This window comes from Escherichia sp. E14S1 (assembly GCF_004211995.1).
Taxonomy (GTDB): Bacteria; Pseudomonadota; Gammaproteobacteria; order Enterobacterales; family Enterobacteriaceae; genus Escherichia.
Map to the genome: position 1 here is coordinate 141,765 of NZ_RHJQ01000014.1, position 16,714 is coordinate 158,478.

Consider the following 16,714-nt stretch of genomic DNA (forward strand, 5'->3'; position numbering starts at 1 on the left):
TCAGGCTTAGTGCTGAGGCGGGAACGGCAGCATGGTCAGGAAAGCGTAATATAGCGCTAACATCAGAATGACGGAGATAACACTGAATGCAGCAACCAGACGGGATGCTAATGATGGCCTTTTGAACATCAACCACAGGGCATAAGCAAGCCCGACACCGCTAAGTAAAGGTAAAAAAATCATTAACCAGAGCCAACCACAGGCAAGTACCCCCAGCCATCCCCCCATGATGATAAAAACAGGCATCAGCCAATTGGGGGCGAACATCGCCAGCAATCCCAGCAATCCCAGACAAACTGGAATTAAATAATCCATTTGTGCATTCCATTACACTTGCGTGCCGGATGCGGCGTGAACGCCTTATCTGGCCTATACAGAGCATCGAACTCGTAGGCATGATAAGACGCGGCAGCGTCGCATCAGGCATTGTGCACCGTATCGCAGATGCAGCTTGAACGCTTTATCCGGCCTACACAGGGCATCGAACTCATAGGCATGATAAGATGCGGCTGCGTCGCATCAGGCATTGCGCACCACCGCCCGGATGCGGCGTGAACGCCTTATCCGGCCTACACAAGGCATCGAACTCGTAGGCATGATAAGACGCGACAGCGTCGCATCAGGCATTGCGCACCGTATCGCCAGATGCAGCTTGAACGTTTTATCCGTCCTACAAACCCGTTGCAAACCGCAAAATTGAGCGCGATCGGTCCGCTAGCCTGCTCCACCTTAACCCGATTTACGAATCAAATAACGATAAGGCAAGCCATCCGTCTCTTTAGCAACCAGTTCGTGTTCCATAAAGGTACAAAACCCAGGAATATCTCGGGTCGTCGCCGGATCGTCGGCGATAATCAGTAACGTTTCGCCAGGCTGCATATTGCGCACGGTTTTGCGCACCATCATCACCGGTTCCGGGCAGCGCAGGCCAAGCGCGTCGAGTGTGTGGTCAGGGCTGGAAAAGAGATCGGTCATTTTCTTCTCATCACATAAAAAAACGGCGCTAGTTTACGCTCTGTATGTCCGTTAGCAAACCAGGTTAACGATTGCGTGAAAATTAACCATTGCATTGTCAACGTAAAGCAGTATCATGCGGCGGCTCGAAAAAAGGGTAAGCACGTTATTATGTTAAGGTAACAGACGTGTCGTACGTATTGGGTTCCCTCACCCCAATGGCTAATCAAAAAGGTACAATATGAACGTTTCCTCACAAACTCAACGCTATAAGGCGTTGTTCTGGTTATCGTTATTTCATCTGCTGGTGATCACCTCCAGTAACTATCTGGTTCAGCTTCCTGTCTCCATTTTTGGTTTTCATACCACCTGGGGCGCGTTTAGCTTTCCGTTTATTTTCCTTGCTACCGACCTGACCGTGCGTATTTTTGGCGCACCGCTGGCCCGTCGTATCATCTTTGCGGTGATGATCCCGGCGTTATTGATCTCCTATGTCATCTCGTCGCTGTTCTATATGGGTTCATGGCAGGGATTCGGCGCTCTCGCCCACTTCAACCTGTTTGTCGCCCGTATCGCTGCCGCCAGTTTTATGGCCTACGCACTGGGGCAGATCCTCGACGTGCATGTATTTAACCGCCTGCGCCAGAATCGCCGCTGGTGGCTGGCACCGACGGCGTCCACACTGTTCGGTAACGTCAGTGACACATTGGCCTTCTTCTTCATTGCTTTCTGGCGTAGTCCGGATGCCTTTATGGCCGAACACTGGATGGAAATCGCGCTGGTTGATTACTGTTTCAAAGTGTTAATCAGCATCGTTTTTTTCCTGCCAATGTATGGCGTATTACTCAATATGCTATTGAAAAGACTGGCAGATAAATCCGAAATCAACGCTTTGCAGGCCAGTTAAAGGTTCGTTATCAGACTTGTGATAAGATGGATGAATGAGCCGTTATGGCCGTTTATCGAAAGGAAGATGTCAATGCGCAATCTGGTTAAATATGTCGGAATTGGCCTGCTGGTTATGGGGCTTGCGGCCTGTGATGATAAAGACACTAACGCTACAGCGGAAGGTACAGTCGCGGAAAGTAACGCTACCGCGAATCCCGTCAACCTGCTTGATGGCAAGTTAAGCTTCTCGCTGCCAGCGGATATGACCGACCAGAGCGGTAAGCTGGGAACACAGGCCAATAACATGCACGTCTGGTCCGACGCCACCGGGCAGAAAGCGGTGATTGTTATTATGGGCGATGATCCGAAAGAAGACCTGGCTGTGCTGGCGAAGCGTCTGGAAGATCAGCAACGTAGCCGCGATCCACAGCTGCAAGTGGTGACCAACAAAGCCATTGAGCTGAAAGGTCACAAAATGCAGCAGTTAGACAGCGTTATCTCTGCTAAAGGCCAGACGGCGTACTCTTCCGTCATTCTGGGTAACGTGGGCAACCAACTGCTGACAATGCAAATCACACTGCCTGCTGACGATCAGCAAAAAGCGCAGACCACCGCAGAAAACATCATTAACACGCTGGTTATTCAGTAAGTTTTAAGATGACGAAACGGCCTCAGGTGCTTCCACCGGAGGCCGTTTTTTTAATCGCCACGTCAGCAATAACGCGATTGCGACCAGCCCCGCCGCCGCCAGATAAATCACCGGTACGCCCGCCCAACTCATCACCAGCCCTGCCAGTGGTCCGGTCACGCCAAGCGATAAATCCATAAATACGGTGTAGGTTGCCAGCGCCGCCCCCTGATTCTGCTGCGGCACCGCTTTGACCGCCACTACGCCCAATGCCGGGAACACCAGCGAAAAGCCCGCCCCCGCCAGTAAGACGCCGATTTTCGCCATCCACGGCATAGTCGCCACGCCAACCAGCAGTAGGCCGATTATCTCAACGCTAAAGCAGAGCATCGCCACGTTTAAGCCACCAATGCGGTTTATGCCGTTAGGGAATAACAATCGCGTTCCAACAAACGCACAGCTAAACAACGTCAGCGCGAAGGCCGCACCGTCCCAGCCTTTAGCGTCATAAAACAGCGTGATAAAGGTGGCGATAACGCCAAACCCGGCGGAAGCCAACGCTAGCGCCATACCGTACAGCCAGACGCGCCCAAGTACCGCGCGAAACGGCAGAGGTTTGCCTTTACTGGCTTTCACCGTCGGACGCGGTATTGCCAACAAAATAGCCACCAGCGCCACGCCCATAATGATTAATGCCAACGCCTGCAAACCGCCCCAGTGATAAAACACCACACCTAACGGCGCGCCCATCGCCATCGCTCCGTAAGTGACAATGCCATTCCACGAAATCACTCGCCCGATATGCAGCGAACCGACCACGCCAACGCCCCACAGTGTCGACCCCGTTCCGGCAAAACTTTGCCCAATCCCAAGAATCACGCGCCCCAGGCAAAGTAATAACAGACTGATAATTGGCAGACTGGCGGTTAACCCAGCCACCAGATAACCCAGCCCGCTCAAAAAGCAGCCGCACAAACCGAAGACGACAATCTTTTTTGGCCCCAGCAAATCAGCATAACGCCCGGCATGAGGACGACTCAGCAACGTGGCGAAATATTGCAGACTGATAACCAACCCCGCCCAGAAGGCGCTAAAGCCCATCACATCATGGACATAGCCCGGTAGCACGGCGAGCGGTAACCCAATGGTCAGATAGCTGGCGAAGTTAAACATGACAATGGAGACAATGCGCAAATTCAGGCGCATTCCGTTAAGCGCCGGTTCGGCAACAGGTACGGGCATGAGGAGCACCACATTTTTACAACAGTGTTTCATTTTTACCACGTGGTGGCGTGTAAATCAGCAAGAAGAATCAGAATATTGCTGGCGTGACTCCCGCTACACTTAATACAAAAAGTCATAAGGAAGCCCCAATGGAAACATCTCAACCCGATAAAACGGGCATGCACATTCTACTCAAGCTGGCTTCACTGGTAGTAATCCTCGCAGGTATTCACGCAGCGGCAGATATCATTGTGCAATTGTTACTGGCGCTGTTTTTCGCCATCGTCCTCAATCCACTGGTGACCTGGTTTATTCGTCGCGGAGTTCAGCGTCCCGTTGCCATTACGATTGTGGTCGTAGTGATGTTGATTGCGCTTACTGCGCTGGTCGGTGTGCTGGCGGCATCGTTTAACGAATTCATCTCTATGCTGCCGAAATTTAATAAGGAGCTGACGCGCAAGCTTTTTAAATTGCAGGAGATGCTGCCTTTTCTTAATTTGCATATGTCGCCGGAACGAATGTTGCAGCGGATGGATTCAGAAAAAGTGGTTACCTTCACCACCGCTTTAATGACCGGGCTTTCCGGGGCAATGGCGAGCGTACTTCTGCTGGTGATGACCGTTGTTTTTATGCTGTTTGAAGTACGCCACGTCCCTTACAAAATGCGCTTTGCGTTGAATAACCCACAGATTCACATCGCCGGATTACACCGCGCATTAAAAGGCGTTTCGCATTATCTGGCATTAAAAACGCTGCTAAGTTTATGGACGGGCGTTATCGTCTGGCTGGGGCTGGCGCTGATGGGCGTGCAGTTTGCGCTGATGTGGGCGGTACTGGCGTTTTTACTCAACTACGTCCCCAATATCGGCGCGGTAATTTCCGCCGTACCGCCAATGATTCAGGTGCTGCTGTTTAATGGTGTTTACGAATGTATTCTGGTCGGCGCATTGTTTTTAGTTGTCCATATGGTCATCGGCAATATTTTAGAACCACGGATGATGGGCCATCGCCTGGGGATGTCCACCATGGTGGTATTTCTTTCGTTGTTGGTTTGGGGATGGCTGCTCGGTCCGGTAGGAATGCTACTCTCGGTGCCATTAACCAGCGTCTGTAAAATCTGGATGGAAACCACTAAAGGCGGTAGCAAACTGGCGATTTTACTGGGGCCAGGCAGACCGAAAAGTCGGTTACCGGGGTAATAGCGCACCCTGATCAGACAATGGCCACCGTTTATCTAACGGTGGCCATTTGATTCGAGAAAATGATGCAATATTATTCAGAAAATTAATTTCTAAAAACCACTCCTTAAGTCAAATATATATAAACACCAAATAATCATTAAATTCCCATCCCAGAGAACGCACTGATTATATTGTGTTATTTTTATTGCCTCATTTTTCTCACTCACTTATAGTTGGTCCCCGCTGGCAGTAATTTAGTCATCTCAAAATGATTTGTTCTGATGTGCACTTACTGACTTATCTCATAAGTAAATTTTTCGCTAAATAAAGAATAGTGATACCAGCAATTACAGTTAAATCCTGCTTTACTCGTAAAAACAATACTTTAATGGGGCTTTAATGAAACACTACATGAAATGGTTTGCTGCTATTGCTGTTGTCGGCGCTTTAGCGGGTTGTGCGCGTACTGCACCAATTGATCAAGTCCACTCAACCGTCAGCGCCGGTCATACCCAGGATCAAGTTAAAAAAGCGATTCTGAAAGCTGGCGTTGAACGCAAATGGATTATGTCCGAAGCCGGACAAGGTGTAATTAAAGCACGTCAACAATCACGCGATCATTCAGCAGAAATTCGCATTAACTACACGGCATCCAGCTACGATATCAATTATGAAAATAGTCAGAACCTGCAAGCATCAGGCGGACAAATTCATAAAAACTATAATCGCTGGGTCCGCAATCTCGACAAAGATATTCAACTGAATTTGTCGGCTGGCGCAGATTTGTAATTTCCCCTAAAGTCGGGCCGCTTCGGTCCGATAATAATTTAATTCCCTCTTAACAGGTTGTGCCCAACATGTACGAACAGGATTCTCTTAGCGCACTGGATGCGATTACCGAAGCTCAACGCATTGCCTTTGCCCCCATGCTTTTTCAAACAGCTCTCTGCCTGCGTAATGCGGGTGTACTTTCTTATCTGGATCGGCAAGGCAAAGATGGCGCAACGCTGTCTGATATCACCGAAAATAGTCATATCAACGAATATGCTGCCAGCGTTCTGTTAGATATGGGCTTAAGCGGGCGAATTATTACCTGCAAAGAGGGAATTTATTACCTGGCGAAAATCGGTCATTACCTCCTGCATGACACCATGACGCGCGTGAATATGGATTTCACCCAGGATGTCTGTTATCAGGGGCTATTCTTCCTCGCCGATTCACTCAATGAAGGCAAACCTTCCGGGTTAAAAGTATTTGGCGACTGGCCGACGATATACCCGGCACTTTCACAATTACCTGACGCCGCCCGTGAAAGCTGGTTCGCGTTTGATCATTACTATTCAGATGGCGCATTTAACGCCGCACTGCCTTATGTATTCGCCAACAACCCCACAACCTTGTACGATGTAGGCGGCAATACCGGTAAGTGGGCTTTGCGCTGCTGTAAATACAACGAAAACATCACCGTTACGTTATTAGATCTGCCACAACAAATCGTGCTCGCCAAAGAAAATATCGCGAATGCAGGCTTTTCTGATCGTATAGATTTCCATGCTGTGGATATGCTAAGCGATGCGCCGTTACCGGGCGAGGCTGATATCTGGTGGATGAGTCAATTTTTAGACTGTTTTTCACCCGAACAAATAATTAGCATACTCAGCAAAGTTGCCAGCGTAATGAAGCCCGGCGCAAAACTTTGCATTATGGAGTTGTTCTGGGATGCGCAGCGGTTTGAAGCGGCATCGTTTAGCCTGAATGCCTCCTCACTTTATTTCACCTGCATGGCAAACGGTAACAGTCGTTTCTATAGCGCAGAGAAATTTTACGACTATCTGAATAAAGCAGGATTTCAGGTAGCAGAGCGCCACGATAATTTAGGCGTTGGGCATACATTATTGATATGCCAAAAGAAATAATCGTCACTTAATAATTTTGGTTTACCGCGGGCGCGCGTTGATGAAATTTACATTAAATATTACCGACTGGAAGGCACTGGCGCCTGGACTCAGCGAAGCCCAGCAATGGCAAGCATGGTCGCGCCAGCCGTGGGCGGTTGACCCTGCTGCACCGTTGGCAAAATTATGCGAATTGCCAATGATGACCGCCCGCCGTCTCAGTTCTGGCAGTAAACTGGCCGTGGAGTGCGGTCTGGCAATGCTACGCCGCCATCAAATAGACGCCGTTTTGTATACGAGTCGTCATGGCGAACTGGAACGCAATTACCGCATTGTTCATGCACTGGCAACCGAACAGGCACTCTCTCCGACAGACTTCGCGCTCTCCGTACACAACTCTTCCGTGGGTAACCTGACCATTACGGCCAAACAACCGATCGTTTCGTCATCGCTTTCGGCTGGTCGCGACAGTTTCCAGCAAGGTTTATGTGAAGTGCTTAGCCTGCTACAAGCGGGATACCAGCGCGTGTTGATGGTCGATTTTGATGGCTTTCTGCCTGAGTTCTATCACCCACAACTGCCAGCAGAAATGCCGACCTGGCCGTACGCCGTCGCGCTGGTGATTGAAGCTGGCGATGACTGGCAATGTGAAACACAGCCAGCCATTGCGGGCAATGAAACAACACTGCCGCAAAGCATGTTGTTTTTACAGCACTATTTACAAAATGCAGACACATTTTCACTGCCTGGCGAGCGCGTGCAATGGCGCTGGAGCCGCAGATGAGTAAGCTGATGTCGCGCCTGGAGTGGGCATGGCGACTGGTTATGACCGGGTTATGTTTTGCCCTGTTTGGCCTCGGCGGACTACTGCTCTCTGTGGTGTGGTTTAACGTATTGTTAGTTTTGGTGTGGGATACTTCCCGCCGCCGTCGTGTGGCGCGCCGCAGCATTGCCGCCAGTTTTCGTCTGTTTTTAACAGTCGCAAAAGGGCTTGGTGTGCTGGATTATCGGATTGATGGGGCTGAAATTTTACGTCAGGAACGCGGTTGCCTCGTCGTAGCCAATCATCCCACGCTGATCGATTACGTACTGCTGGCGTCAGTCATGCCAGAAACTGACTGCCTGGTGAAAAGCGCGCTGTTAAAAAATCCTTTTCTTGGCGGCGTCGTGCGGGCGGCAGATTATTTAATCAACAGCGAAGCTGAAACCCTCTTACCCCGTTGCCAACAGCGACTGGCACAGGGCGACACTATCTTGATTTTCCCCGAAGGCACGCGAACGAAGCCTGGTGAAAAAATGACGTTGCAGCGCGGGGCAGCGAATATTGCCGTGCGCTGTGCCAGCGATTTACGCATCGTGACGATCGGCTGTAGCGAGCATCTGCTGGATAAACAAAGTAAATGGTATGACGTTCCGCCTGCCAGGCCGTTTTTTACGGTTGAAGTCCGTGGGCGGGTAGAAATCAATAAATTTTACGATGCAACTTCACAAGAACCGGCGCTGGCAGCAAGGCGGTTAAACCGGCATCTTTTGCTTCAATTACAACAAGGTTGTTTACCTCTCTCAGGAATAAATAATGCAAGCGCTTTATCTGGAAATTAAAAATCTCATCATCAGCACCCTCAATCTGGACGAGTTGACTCCTGATGATATCGATACCGATGCGCCGCTGTTCGGCGACGGTTTAGGGCTGGATTCCATCGATGCCCTGGAACTGGGGCTGGCAGTGAAAAATGAATATGGCGTTGTACTTTCCGCGGAAAGTGAAGAGATGCGTCAGCACTTTTTCTCCGTCGCCACTCTGGCCTCTTTCATTGCTGCGCAACGCGCCTGAGGAAAGCCATCATGACAGAACAACAAACCGTCTATCAGGAAGTCTCAGCCCTGCTGGTCAAGCTGTTTGAAATCGATCCGCAGGACATCAAACCTGAAGCGCGCCTGTACGAAGATCTGGAACTGGACAGCATCGACGCCGTTGACATGATTGTGCACCTGCAAAAGAAAACCGGTAAGAAAATCAAGCCGGAAGAGTTTAAAGCAGTGCGTACAGTCCAGGATGTCGTAGAGGCCGTAGAACGCCTGCTACAAGAAGCCTGATCTGATGTCGGGCATTCGCTCGCTACCGATTATTAAGCTGCTGACCGGATTATTGCTGCTCGCCTGGCCGTTTGTGATTTGGCTTGGTTTGGCACATAACGGCCTGCATTGGCTGTTGCCGCTGATGGCGCTGCTGCTTTTGTTGCGCCTGCGCCAGACCCGTCGCCAGGCGGGGCCGCTACAAGCTGTCACACAAATCGTCGCTGTCGTGGGCATCGCCTTGTGTGTCGCCAGCTTTCTGTTGAAAACGCACCAGCTACTGCTGTTTTACCCGGTAGTGGTTAATGCGGTAATGCTGGCGGTTTTTGGCGGTTCGCTGTGGTCGGCAATGCCGATAGTTGAGCGGTTGGCGCGTTTGCAGGAGCCAGACCTTCCGGAAAAGGGCGTGCGCTATACCCGCCACGTCACGCAAATCTGGTGCGGCTTTTTCATCATCAACGGCGGAATTGCCCTGTTTACCGCGCTGCATGGCGATATGTCGTTATGGACTGCCTGGAACGGCATGATCGCTTATTTGTTGATGGGGACGTTAATGGCTGGTGAATGGCTGGTGCGCCGTCAGGTGATGAAAAGAGATCGCTCATGAAGCAGACCTTACCGCTTGCACGCTGGCTGACTGCGCCACGCCCTGATGACACGCCCATTGCGTGGCTGGACGAAAGCACCTGGGCACTGGGCGATTTGCGTCACGATGTCGCGCAACTTATCTGCCGTTTACAGCAACAGCCCGGGAAACGCTGGGCGCTATGCTTTGAGAACAGCTATCTGTTTATCGTTGCCCTGCTCGCCACGCTACACGCCGGAAAAACGCCGGTGCTTCCGGGGCATAACCGCGTCATCCAGCTTAATGAGCAACGTGAACTTTTTGATGGTGTGCTTAGCGACAGCGAACTTAACTGGCAAGGTTCATTGCTGTTGGTAGCAAGTTCCCCACAAGTCGCGCCACAATCATTCACCTTTGCTGCTATAGCGCCAGACGCTTATATCGAGCTATTTACCTCTGGTTCCACGGGGCAGCCGAAGCGGGTGATTAAACCTGTTCATTTGCTGGACCGTGAAGCACAACTGCTGGCTGAACGATTAGGCGCACGTCTGGCGGGTTGTCGGGTGGTCGGTTCCGTATTACCGCAGCATTTGTACGGCCTGACTTTTCGCATTTTCTTGCCAATGGCGCTGGGATTACCCCTGCATGCCGCCATGCTCTGGTATGTCGAACAGTTTGCCGCGTTGAGTCATCAGCATCACTATATCTTCATCAGCAGCCCGGCATTTTTGAAGCGTCTGGATGCTCAGCTATCCCCGCCGCCTGTTCAGGTGCTTCTCTCTGCTGGTGGTGAGCTACCGTGGCAGGACGTACAACACACCGCGAGCTGGCTACGCGTCTGGCCTGATGAAATCTACGGCAGCACGGAAACCGGCGTCATTGCCTGGCGTTACCGCGAACAGGAGCAACGCCGCTGGCTGCCTTTCCCAGGTATGCAGTTCCAGGCAGAAGGTGATTCTTTTCGCCTCTTTTCACCGCTGATGACGGAAGATAACGGCCTGTTGCTCGACGATGCCTTACAGTTTAGCGAAGACGGCCAGTTCCATCTGATGGGGCGTCGTGGGCGCATCGTTAAGATTGAAGAAAAACGTATTTCTCTGCAGGAAGTGGAACAACGTCTGCTGGCGCTGGACGGTATTCGCGAGGTGGCGGCAGTTCCCGTTACGCGCGGCGGGCGTCAGTGCATTGGCGTTTTGCTGGTGCTGGATGACGAAGCTCATCTGCAATGGCAGAACGGGGGCGGGCATAGCCAGGAAATGACCTGGCGGCGATTACTGCGCCCGACGCTGGAGCCAGTTGCCATTCCGCGTTACTGGCGCGTTATTGATGAAATGCCAGTAAACAGTATGAACAAGCGTGTCTATGCGCAATTACAGGAGTTATTTCATGAAGCCCCATGAAATCGAGCGCCATCAGGCACAAGCGAATCACCTTGAGATTGTTTTGCATCTCAGGGCAGATCTGTTCTGGTTTCGCGGTCATTTTGCCGTGCAACCATTACTCCCTGGCGTGGCGCAAATCGACTGGGCGATGAGCTACGCGCTCACTCTGCTCGCGCCCGGCTGGCGTTTTCACTCCATTCAGAACATAAAATTCCAGTCTCCGTTGCTGCCGGAAAACCGCGTCACGCTCACGCTTAACTGGCAGGAAGATCGCCAGATTCTGAGCTTTAGCTATCAGCGTCACGACGGTGACGCCCGCCACACCGCCAGTAGCGGGAAGATCCGCCTATGTCGGTAAACTTTTCTCCCTGCGTGTTGATCCCCTGCTACAACCACGGCGCAATGATGCCGGGCGTGCTGGCGCGTCTTAAGCCATTTAATCTGCCCTGTATTGTGGTGGATGACGGCAGCGATGCCGCCACGCAACAGCAACTGGATAAGCTGGTTAGCGAACAGCCTGGCGTGACCTTAATTCGCCAGGCAGAAAACGCAGGCAAAGGCGCGGCGGTGATGCGCGGCTTACAGGCGGCGGCAGACGCGGGGTTCAGCCATGCGGTGCAGGTGGATGCTGACGGTCAACACGCGATTGAAGATATCCCCAAACTGCTGGCACTTGCCGAACAGCACCCTGCGGCGCTGATCTCCGGCCAGCCGATTTACGATGAATCCATCCCCCGCTCACGGCTGTACGGGCGCTGGGTCACCCACGTCTGGGTATGGATCGAAACGCTCTCCCTGCAACTGAAAGACAGCATGTGCGGCTTTCGCGTTTATCCGGTTGCGCCAACGCTGCAACTGGCAAAACACGCCACCATCGGCAAGCGGATGGATTTCGACACCGAAGTGATGGTGCGCCTCTACTGGCAGGGAAATACCAGTTATTTCGTGCCGACCCGCGTCACCTATCCGCTAGACGGGCTTTCGCATTTTGATGCCCTGAAAGATAACGTCCGCATCTCGCTCATGCACACGCGTCTGTTTTTCGGCATGTTGCCGCGTATTCCTTCGCTGTTAATGCGCCGCTCTTCCAGCCACTGGGCGCGGCAGAGTGAAGTGAAAGGATTATGGGGAATGCGCCTGATGCTGCTGGTCTGGCGTCTGCTGGGAAGAACGGCGTTTAGCGCGCTGCTTTACCCGGTAGTGGGCGTCTACTGGCTCACCGCCTCCCGTGCGCGTAAAGCATCGCAAGACTGGCTCGCCCGTGTGCGCCAGCATCAACCACAGGCAGCAAAACTCAACAGCTACCAGCACTTTTTACGTTTCGGCAACGCCATGCTCGACAAAATCGCCAGTTGGCGCGGCGAGCTGCAACTGGGGCGCGATGTGCTGTTTGCGCCAGGCGCAGAAGCGGCGCTTGACGTCCGCGATCCGCGCGGCAAATTGCTGCTGGCCTCGCATCTTGGCGATGTCGAAGTGTGCCGGGCGCTGGCAAAAATTCAGGGCTACAAAACCATTAACGCGCTGGTGTTTAGCGAAAATGCCCAACGCTTTAAACAGATAATGCAGGAGATGGCTCCTCAGGCAGGCATTAACCTGCTCCCGGTAACAGATATCGGCCCGGAAACCGCCATCCTGCTGAAAGAGAAGCTGGATAACGGCGAATGGGTGGCGATTGTCGGTGACCGCATCGCCGTCAACCCGCAACGCGGCGGCGACTGGCGCGTCTGCTGGAGTCCGTTTATGGGTCAGCCTGCACCTTTCCCACAGGGGCCGTTTATTCTCGCGTCCATTTTGCGCTGCCCGGTGAATCTGATTTTCGCCCTGCGCCAGCACGGCAAGCTGCATATTCACTGCGAAACCTTTGCCGACCCGCTGCTGTTGCCGCGTGGCGAACGCCAACAGGCGCTGCAAAACGCTATCGACCACTACGCCGCGCGTCTGGAACATTACGCGCTCCAGTCGCCCCTCGACTGGTTTAATTTTTTCGATTTCTGGCAACTGCCGGAAATTCAGGACAAGGAGTAAAGGGTGCTTAACGATCCCCGATTTACCGCTGAAGTCGAGCTGACCATTCCCTTTCACGATGTCGATATGATGGGCGTGGCCTGGCACGGTAACTATTTTCGCTACTTTGAAGTGGCCCGCGAGGCGCTGCTCAACCAGTTCAATTACGGCTATCGGCAGATGAAAGAGTCAGGTTATTTGTGGCCAGTGGTCGATGCGCGGGTGAAATATCGCCACGCTCTCACCTTTGAGCAACGCATCCGCGTGCGTGCGCATATCGAAGAGTTCGAAAACCGTCTGCGGATTAGCTATCAGATTTTCGATGCCGAAACGGGTAAACGCGCCACCACCGGATACACCATTCAGGTCGCGGTCGACGAGAAAAGCCGCGAACTGTGCTTTGTCAGCCCCGATATTCTGTTTGAACGCATGGGAGTCAAACCATGAAATTTTTGCCGCTGCTGGCGATGCTGATTAGCCCGTTTGTCAGCGCCCTGACCCTGGACGATCTTCAGCAACGCTTTACCGAACAGCCGGTGATCCGCGCCCATTTCGATCAAACCCGGACGATTAAAGATCTGCCGCAGCCGCTGCGATCTCAGGGCCAGATGTTGATCGCCCGCGACCATGGGTTATTGTGGGATCAAACCTCACCGTTCCCCATGCAGCTATTGCTGGACGATAAACGCATGGTGCAGGTGATCAACGGTCAGCCGCCGCAAATCATCACGGCAGAAAATAACCCGCAGATGTTCCAGTTTAACCACCTGCTGCGCGCGCTGTTTCAGGCCGATCGCAAAGTGCTGGAACAAAACTTCCGCGTCGAATTTGCTGACAAAGGCGAAGGCCGCTGGACGCTGCGCCTGACGCCGACCACCACGCCGCTGGATAAAATTTTCAACACCATCGATCTCGCCGGGCAAACCTATCTGGAGAGCATTCAGCTTAATGATAAACAGGGCGATCGCACCGGTATCGCTCTTACCCAACATCAACTGACGCCAGCGCAACTGACCGATGACGAACGCCAACGTTTTGCCGCCCAGTAAACGCCCCGCGCTGTTATGGGGGATCGTCTGCCTGGTCATGGCGGCGGCGTTGCTGATTCTGCTGCCGCAATCACGGCTGAACAGTAGCGTGCTGGCAATGTTACCCAAACAGGCGATGGGCGATATTCCCCCAGCGCTGAATGACGGCTTTATGCAGCGTCTGGACCGCCAACTGGTGTGGCTGGTCAGCCCCGGTAAAGAGGCTAATCCCAGGGTGGCTCAGGAGTGGCTGACGCTGCTGCAAAAATCCGCTGCGCTCGGCGACGTTAAAGGGCCAATGGATGCCGCCAGCCAGCAGGCGTGGGGAGCATTTTTCTGGCAGCACCGCAACGGCCTGATTGACCCCGACACTCGCGTCCGCCTGCAAAACGGCGGCGAAGCGCAGGCGCAGTGGATCCTCTCCCAGCTTTATTCTGCGTTCTCCGGGGTAAGCGGCAAGGAGCTGCAAAACGATCCGCTGATGTTAATGCGCGGCTCGCAGCTGGCGATGGCGAAAAACGGCCAGCGTTTACGACTGATGGACGGCTGGCTGGTGACGCAGGATCCCCAGGGAAACTACTGGTATCTGCTGCACGGCGAACTGGCGGGATCGTCGTTTGATATGCAGCAAACCCACAAGCTCATCACGACCCTGAATACGCTGGAAAAAGATCTGAAAACACGTTACCCGCAGGCGCAACTGCTCTCGCGCGGCACGGTGTTTTACAGCGATTACGCCAGTCAACAAGCGAAGCAGGATATCTCCACCCTGGGCGTGGTAACGCTGCTGGGGGTGATATTGCTGATTGTGGCGGTGTTCCGCTCTTTACGTCCGTTGCTGCTTTGCGTGATTTCCATCGGCATCGGCGCGCTGGCGGGAACGGTCGCCACCTTGTTGATTTTCGGTGAATTACACCTGATGACGCTGGTGATGAGCATGAGCGTTATTGGCATTTCCGCTGACTACACGCTCTATTACCTTACCGAGCGGATGGTACACGGCAATGACGTTTCGCCGTGGCAAAGCCTGGCAAAAGTGCACAATGCCCTGCTGCTGGCGCTGCTCACCACCGTGGCGGCGTATCTGATTATGATGCTCGCCCCCTTCCCCGGCATTCGCCAGATGGCGATTTTTGCCGCCGTCGGGTTGAGCGCCTCCTGTCTGACCGTCCTGTTCTGGCATCCGTGGCTGTGCCGTGGCCTGCCGGTGCGCCCGGTTCCGGCGATGGCGCTGATGCTGCGCTGGCTGGCAGCATGGCGGCGTAATAAAAAACTGTCGCTGGGTCTGCCCGTCGCGCTGGCGCTGTTTTCGCTGGCGGGGATGTCAATGCTGCGCGTCGATGACGATATCTCGCAGTTACAGGCGCTGCCGCAGCATATTCTGGCGCAGGAAAAAGCCATTACCGCCCTGACCGGACAAAGCGTCGATCAAAAATGGTTTGTAGTTTACGGCGACTCCCCACAGCAAACCTTGGGACGACTGGAGACATTTACCACCTCGCTGGAGAAAGCGAAAAAAGACGGCCTTATCAGCAACTACCGCACTATTCCGCTGAACTCCCTGGCGCGGCAGAAGGAAGATTTAGACCTGCTGAAAACGGCGGCCCCGACGGTAACAAAAGCGCTGCAAAATGCCGGGCTGACGGCGGTGAAACCAGATCTCAACGCCATGCCAGTGAACGTTGATGAATGGCTGGCAAGCCCCGCCAGTGAAGGCTGGCGTCTGCTGTGGCTGACGCTGGAAAACGGCGCAAGCGGCGTACTGGTGCCGGTTGAAGGGGTTAAAAGTAGCGCGTTGTTGCAGGAAATAGCCAGCTATTACCCTGGCGGCATTGCCTGGGTTGATCGCAAAAACACCTTTGATGAATTGTTCGCACTTTACCGTTATGTGTTAACCGGTTTGTTGCTGGTGGCGCTGGCAGTAATTGCCTGCGGCGCGGTGGCCCGCCTCGGCTGGCGCAAAGGGCTTATCAGCCTTGTACCTTCGGTGCTTTCTCTGGGCTGCGGTCTGGCAGTGCTGGCGATGAGCGGGCAGGCGGTGAATCTCTTTTCGCTACTGGCGCTGGTGCTGGTGCTTGGCATCGGCATCAACTACACACTATTTTTCAGTAATCCGCGCGGTACACCGTTAACTTCACTACTGGCGATCATGCTGGCAATGCTCACCACCTTACTGACGCTGGGAATGCTGGTATTCAGCGCCACCCAGGCCATCAGCAGTTTTGGCATTGTGCTGGTGAGCGGTATTTTCACCGCCTTCCTGCTTTCGCCGCTGGCTATGCCCGATAAAAAGAGAACAAAAAAATGATCAAACCCACATTCTGGCGAGCGTTCGCCCTGACCGCTACGCTTATCCTCACCGGCTGTAGCCACTCGCAACCGGAACAGGAAGGTCGCCCGCAGGCGTGGCTGCAACCTGGCACGCGCATCACGCTGCCTGCGCCGGGGATTTCACCCGCCGTCAATTCCCAGCAACTGTTGACCGGCAGCTTCAACGGCAAAACCCAGTCGCTGCTAGTGATGCTTAACGCCGACGACCAGAAAATCACCCTTGCCGGGCTGTCGTCGGTCGGCATTCGCCTGTTTCTGGTGACCTACGATGCGCAAGGGCTACGCGCCGAGCAATCCATCGTCGTCCCACAGTTACCGCCCGCAAGTCAGGTACTGGCTGACGTAATGCTCAGCCACTGGCCGATTAGCGCCTGGCAACCGCAACTCCCCGCAGGCTGGACACTTCGCGACAACGGTGACAAACGCGAGCTGCGTAACGCCAGCGGCAAACTGGTCACGGAAATCACCTATCTGAATCGCAAGGGCAAACGCGTGCCAATCAGCATTGAGCAGCATGTCTTTAAATACCACATCACCATTCAATACTTAGGTGACTGA

Annotated in this window: 20 protein-coding genes; 17 read left to right on the top strand and 3 right to left on the bottom strand. The window is 53.3% G+C overall.

Going from position 1 to position 16,714, the window contains the following annotated elements; all coding sequences use genetic code 11:
• Window positions 1–6 precede the first annotated feature (6 nt).
• Window positions 7–315 (bottom strand): hypothetical protein, encoded by a 309-nt coding sequence (locus D9734_RS16950; RefSeq protein ID WP_130209092.1) that lies wholly within the window; start codon window positions 313–315, stop codon window positions 7–9.
• Between the two features lie 414 nt (window positions 316–729).
• A complete protein-coding gene (gene tusA, locus D9734_RS16955) occupies window positions 730–975 on the bottom strand; it encodes a sulfurtransferase TusA (protein WP_000130623.1) in 246 nt (81 codons plus the stop codon).
• 220 nt (window positions 976–1,195) lie between these two features.
• Here tusA and D9734_RS16960 point away from each other — a divergent pair, with 220 nt between their 5' ends.
• Window positions 1,196–1,861 carry a 7-cyano-7-deazaguanine/7-aminomethyl-7-deazaguanine transporter gene (locus tag D9734_RS16960; RefSeq protein WP_130209094.1) on the top strand — a complete coding sequence of 222 codons (666 nt, stop codon included), beginning with the start codon at window positions 1,196–1,198 and terminating at the stop codon, window positions 1,859–1,861.
• A 72-nt stretch (window positions 1,862–1,933) separates the two neighbouring features.
• A complete protein-coding gene (gene dcrB, locus D9734_RS16965; RefSeq protein WP_130209096.1) occupies window positions 1,934–2,491 on the top strand; it encodes a phage sensitivity protein DcrB in 558 nt (185 codons plus the stop codon).
• Between the two features lie 3 nt (window positions 2,492–2,494).
• Here the strand turns inward: dcrB and D9734_RS16970 are convergent, their stop codons facing one another.
• The gene (locus tag D9734_RS16970) at window positions 2,495–3,745 is read right to left on the bottom strand and encodes an MFS transporter (RefSeq protein WP_130209098.1); all 1,251 of its coding nucleotides are present in this window, start codon (window positions 3,743–3,745) and stop codon (window positions 2,495–2,497) included.
• Between the two features lie 98 nt (window positions 3,746–3,843).
• On the opposite strand from D9734_RS16970, the gene D9734_RS16975 reads away from it, so the two are divergent.
• The 15 genes from D9734_RS16975 (at window position 3,844) to D9734_RS17045 (ending at window position 16,714) form a co-directional block, all read left to right on the top strand.
• On the top strand, window positions 3,844–4,893 hold the full coding sequence (locus D9734_RS16975) for an AI-2E family transporter (RefSeq protein ID WP_130209100.1): 1,050 nt from the start codon (window positions 3,844–3,846) through the stop codon (window positions 4,891–4,893).
• A 393-nt stretch (window positions 4,894–5,286) separates the two neighbouring features.
• Window positions 5,287–5,664 (top strand): hypothetical protein, encoded by a 378-nt coding sequence (locus D9734_RS16980; RefSeq protein WP_130209208.1) that lies wholly within the window; start codon window positions 5,287–5,289, stop codon window positions 5,662–5,664.
• 68 nt (window positions 5,665–5,732) lie between these two features.
• Window positions 5,733–6,791 carry a methyltransferase gene (locus D9734_RS16985; RefSeq protein ID WP_130209102.1) on the top strand — a complete coding sequence of 353 codons (1,059 nt, stop codon included), beginning with the start codon at window positions 5,733–5,735 and terminating at the stop codon, window positions 6,789–6,791.
• 40 nt (window positions 6,792–6,831) lie between these two features.
• Entirely contained in the window at window positions 6,832–7,554 is a 723-nt protein-coding gene (locus D9734_RS16990) for a beta-ketoacyl synthase chain length factor (RefSeq protein WP_130209104.1), read from the top strand.
• On the top strand, window positions 7,551–8,372 hold the full coding sequence (locus D9734_RS16995) for a lysophospholipid acyltransferase family protein (RefSeq protein ID WP_130209106.1): 822 nt from the start codon (window positions 7,551–7,553) through the stop codon (window positions 8,370–8,372). Before D9734_RS16990 ends, D9734_RS16995 begins: the two co-directional genes overlap by 4 nt.
• Window positions 8,347–8,604: a phosphopantetheine-binding protein gene (locus D9734_RS17000; RefSeq protein ID WP_047643688.1), complete on the top strand. Its 258-nt coding sequence runs from the start codon at window positions 8,347–8,349 to the stop codon at window positions 8,602–8,604. The genes D9734_RS16995 and D9734_RS17000 overlap by 26 nt, the downstream gene beginning before the upstream one ends.
• Window positions 8,605–8,615: 11 nt before the next feature.
• Complete coding sequence (locus tag D9734_RS17005; protein WP_000139646.1) at window positions 8,616–8,867, top strand: acyl carrier protein; 252 nt, start codon at window positions 8,616–8,618, stop codon at window positions 8,865–8,867.
• A 4-nt stretch (window positions 8,868–8,871) separates the two neighbouring features.
• The gene (locus tag D9734_RS17010) at window positions 8,872–9,453 is read left to right on the top strand and encodes a hypothetical protein (protein ID WP_130209108.1); all 582 of its coding nucleotides are present in this window, start codon (window positions 8,872–8,874) and stop codon (window positions 9,451–9,453) included.
• Complete coding sequence (locus D9734_RS17015) at window positions 9,450–10,811, top strand: acyl-CoA synthetase (protein ID WP_130209111.1); 1,362 nt, start codon at window positions 9,450–9,452, stop codon at window positions 10,809–10,811. The genes D9734_RS17010 and D9734_RS17015 overlap by 4 nt, the downstream gene beginning before the upstream one ends.
• Window positions 10,798–11,151, top strand: a complete 354-nt coding sequence (locus tag D9734_RS17020) for a 3-hydroxyacyl-ACP dehydratase FabZ family protein (protein ID WP_024225041.1) — start codon at window positions 10,798–10,800, stop codon at window positions 11,149–11,151. The genes D9734_RS17015 and D9734_RS17020 overlap by 14 nt, the downstream gene beginning before the upstream one ends.
• A complete protein-coding gene (locus D9734_RS17025; RefSeq protein WP_130209113.1) occupies window positions 11,142–12,818 on the top strand; it encodes a glycosyltransferase in 1,677 nt (558 codons plus the stop codon). Before D9734_RS17020 ends, D9734_RS17025 begins: the two co-directional genes overlap by 10 nt.
• 3 nt (window positions 12,819–12,821) lie before the next feature.
• The gene (locus D9734_RS17030; protein WP_130209115.1) at window positions 12,822–13,244 is read left to right on the top strand and encodes a thioesterase family protein; all 423 of its coding nucleotides are present in this window, start codon (window positions 12,822–12,824) and stop codon (window positions 13,242–13,244) included.
• Complete coding sequence (locus D9734_RS17035; protein ID WP_130209117.1) at window positions 13,241–13,846, top strand: outer membrane lipoprotein carrier protein LolA; 606 nt, start codon at window positions 13,241–13,243, stop codon at window positions 13,844–13,846. The genes D9734_RS17030 and D9734_RS17035 overlap by 4 nt, the downstream gene beginning before the upstream one ends.
• Window positions 13,815–16,133, top strand: coding sequence for an MMPL family transporter (locus tag D9734_RS17040; protein WP_130209119.1), 2,319 nt, complete (start codon window positions 13,815–13,817; stop codon window positions 16,131–16,133). The genes D9734_RS17035 and D9734_RS17040 overlap by 32 nt, the downstream gene beginning before the upstream one ends.
• A complete protein-coding gene (locus tag D9734_RS17045) occupies window positions 16,130–16,714 on the top strand; it encodes a DUF3261 domain-containing protein (protein ID WP_000595148.1) in 585 nt (194 codons plus the stop codon). The genes D9734_RS17040 and D9734_RS17045 overlap by 4 nt, the downstream gene beginning before the upstream one ends.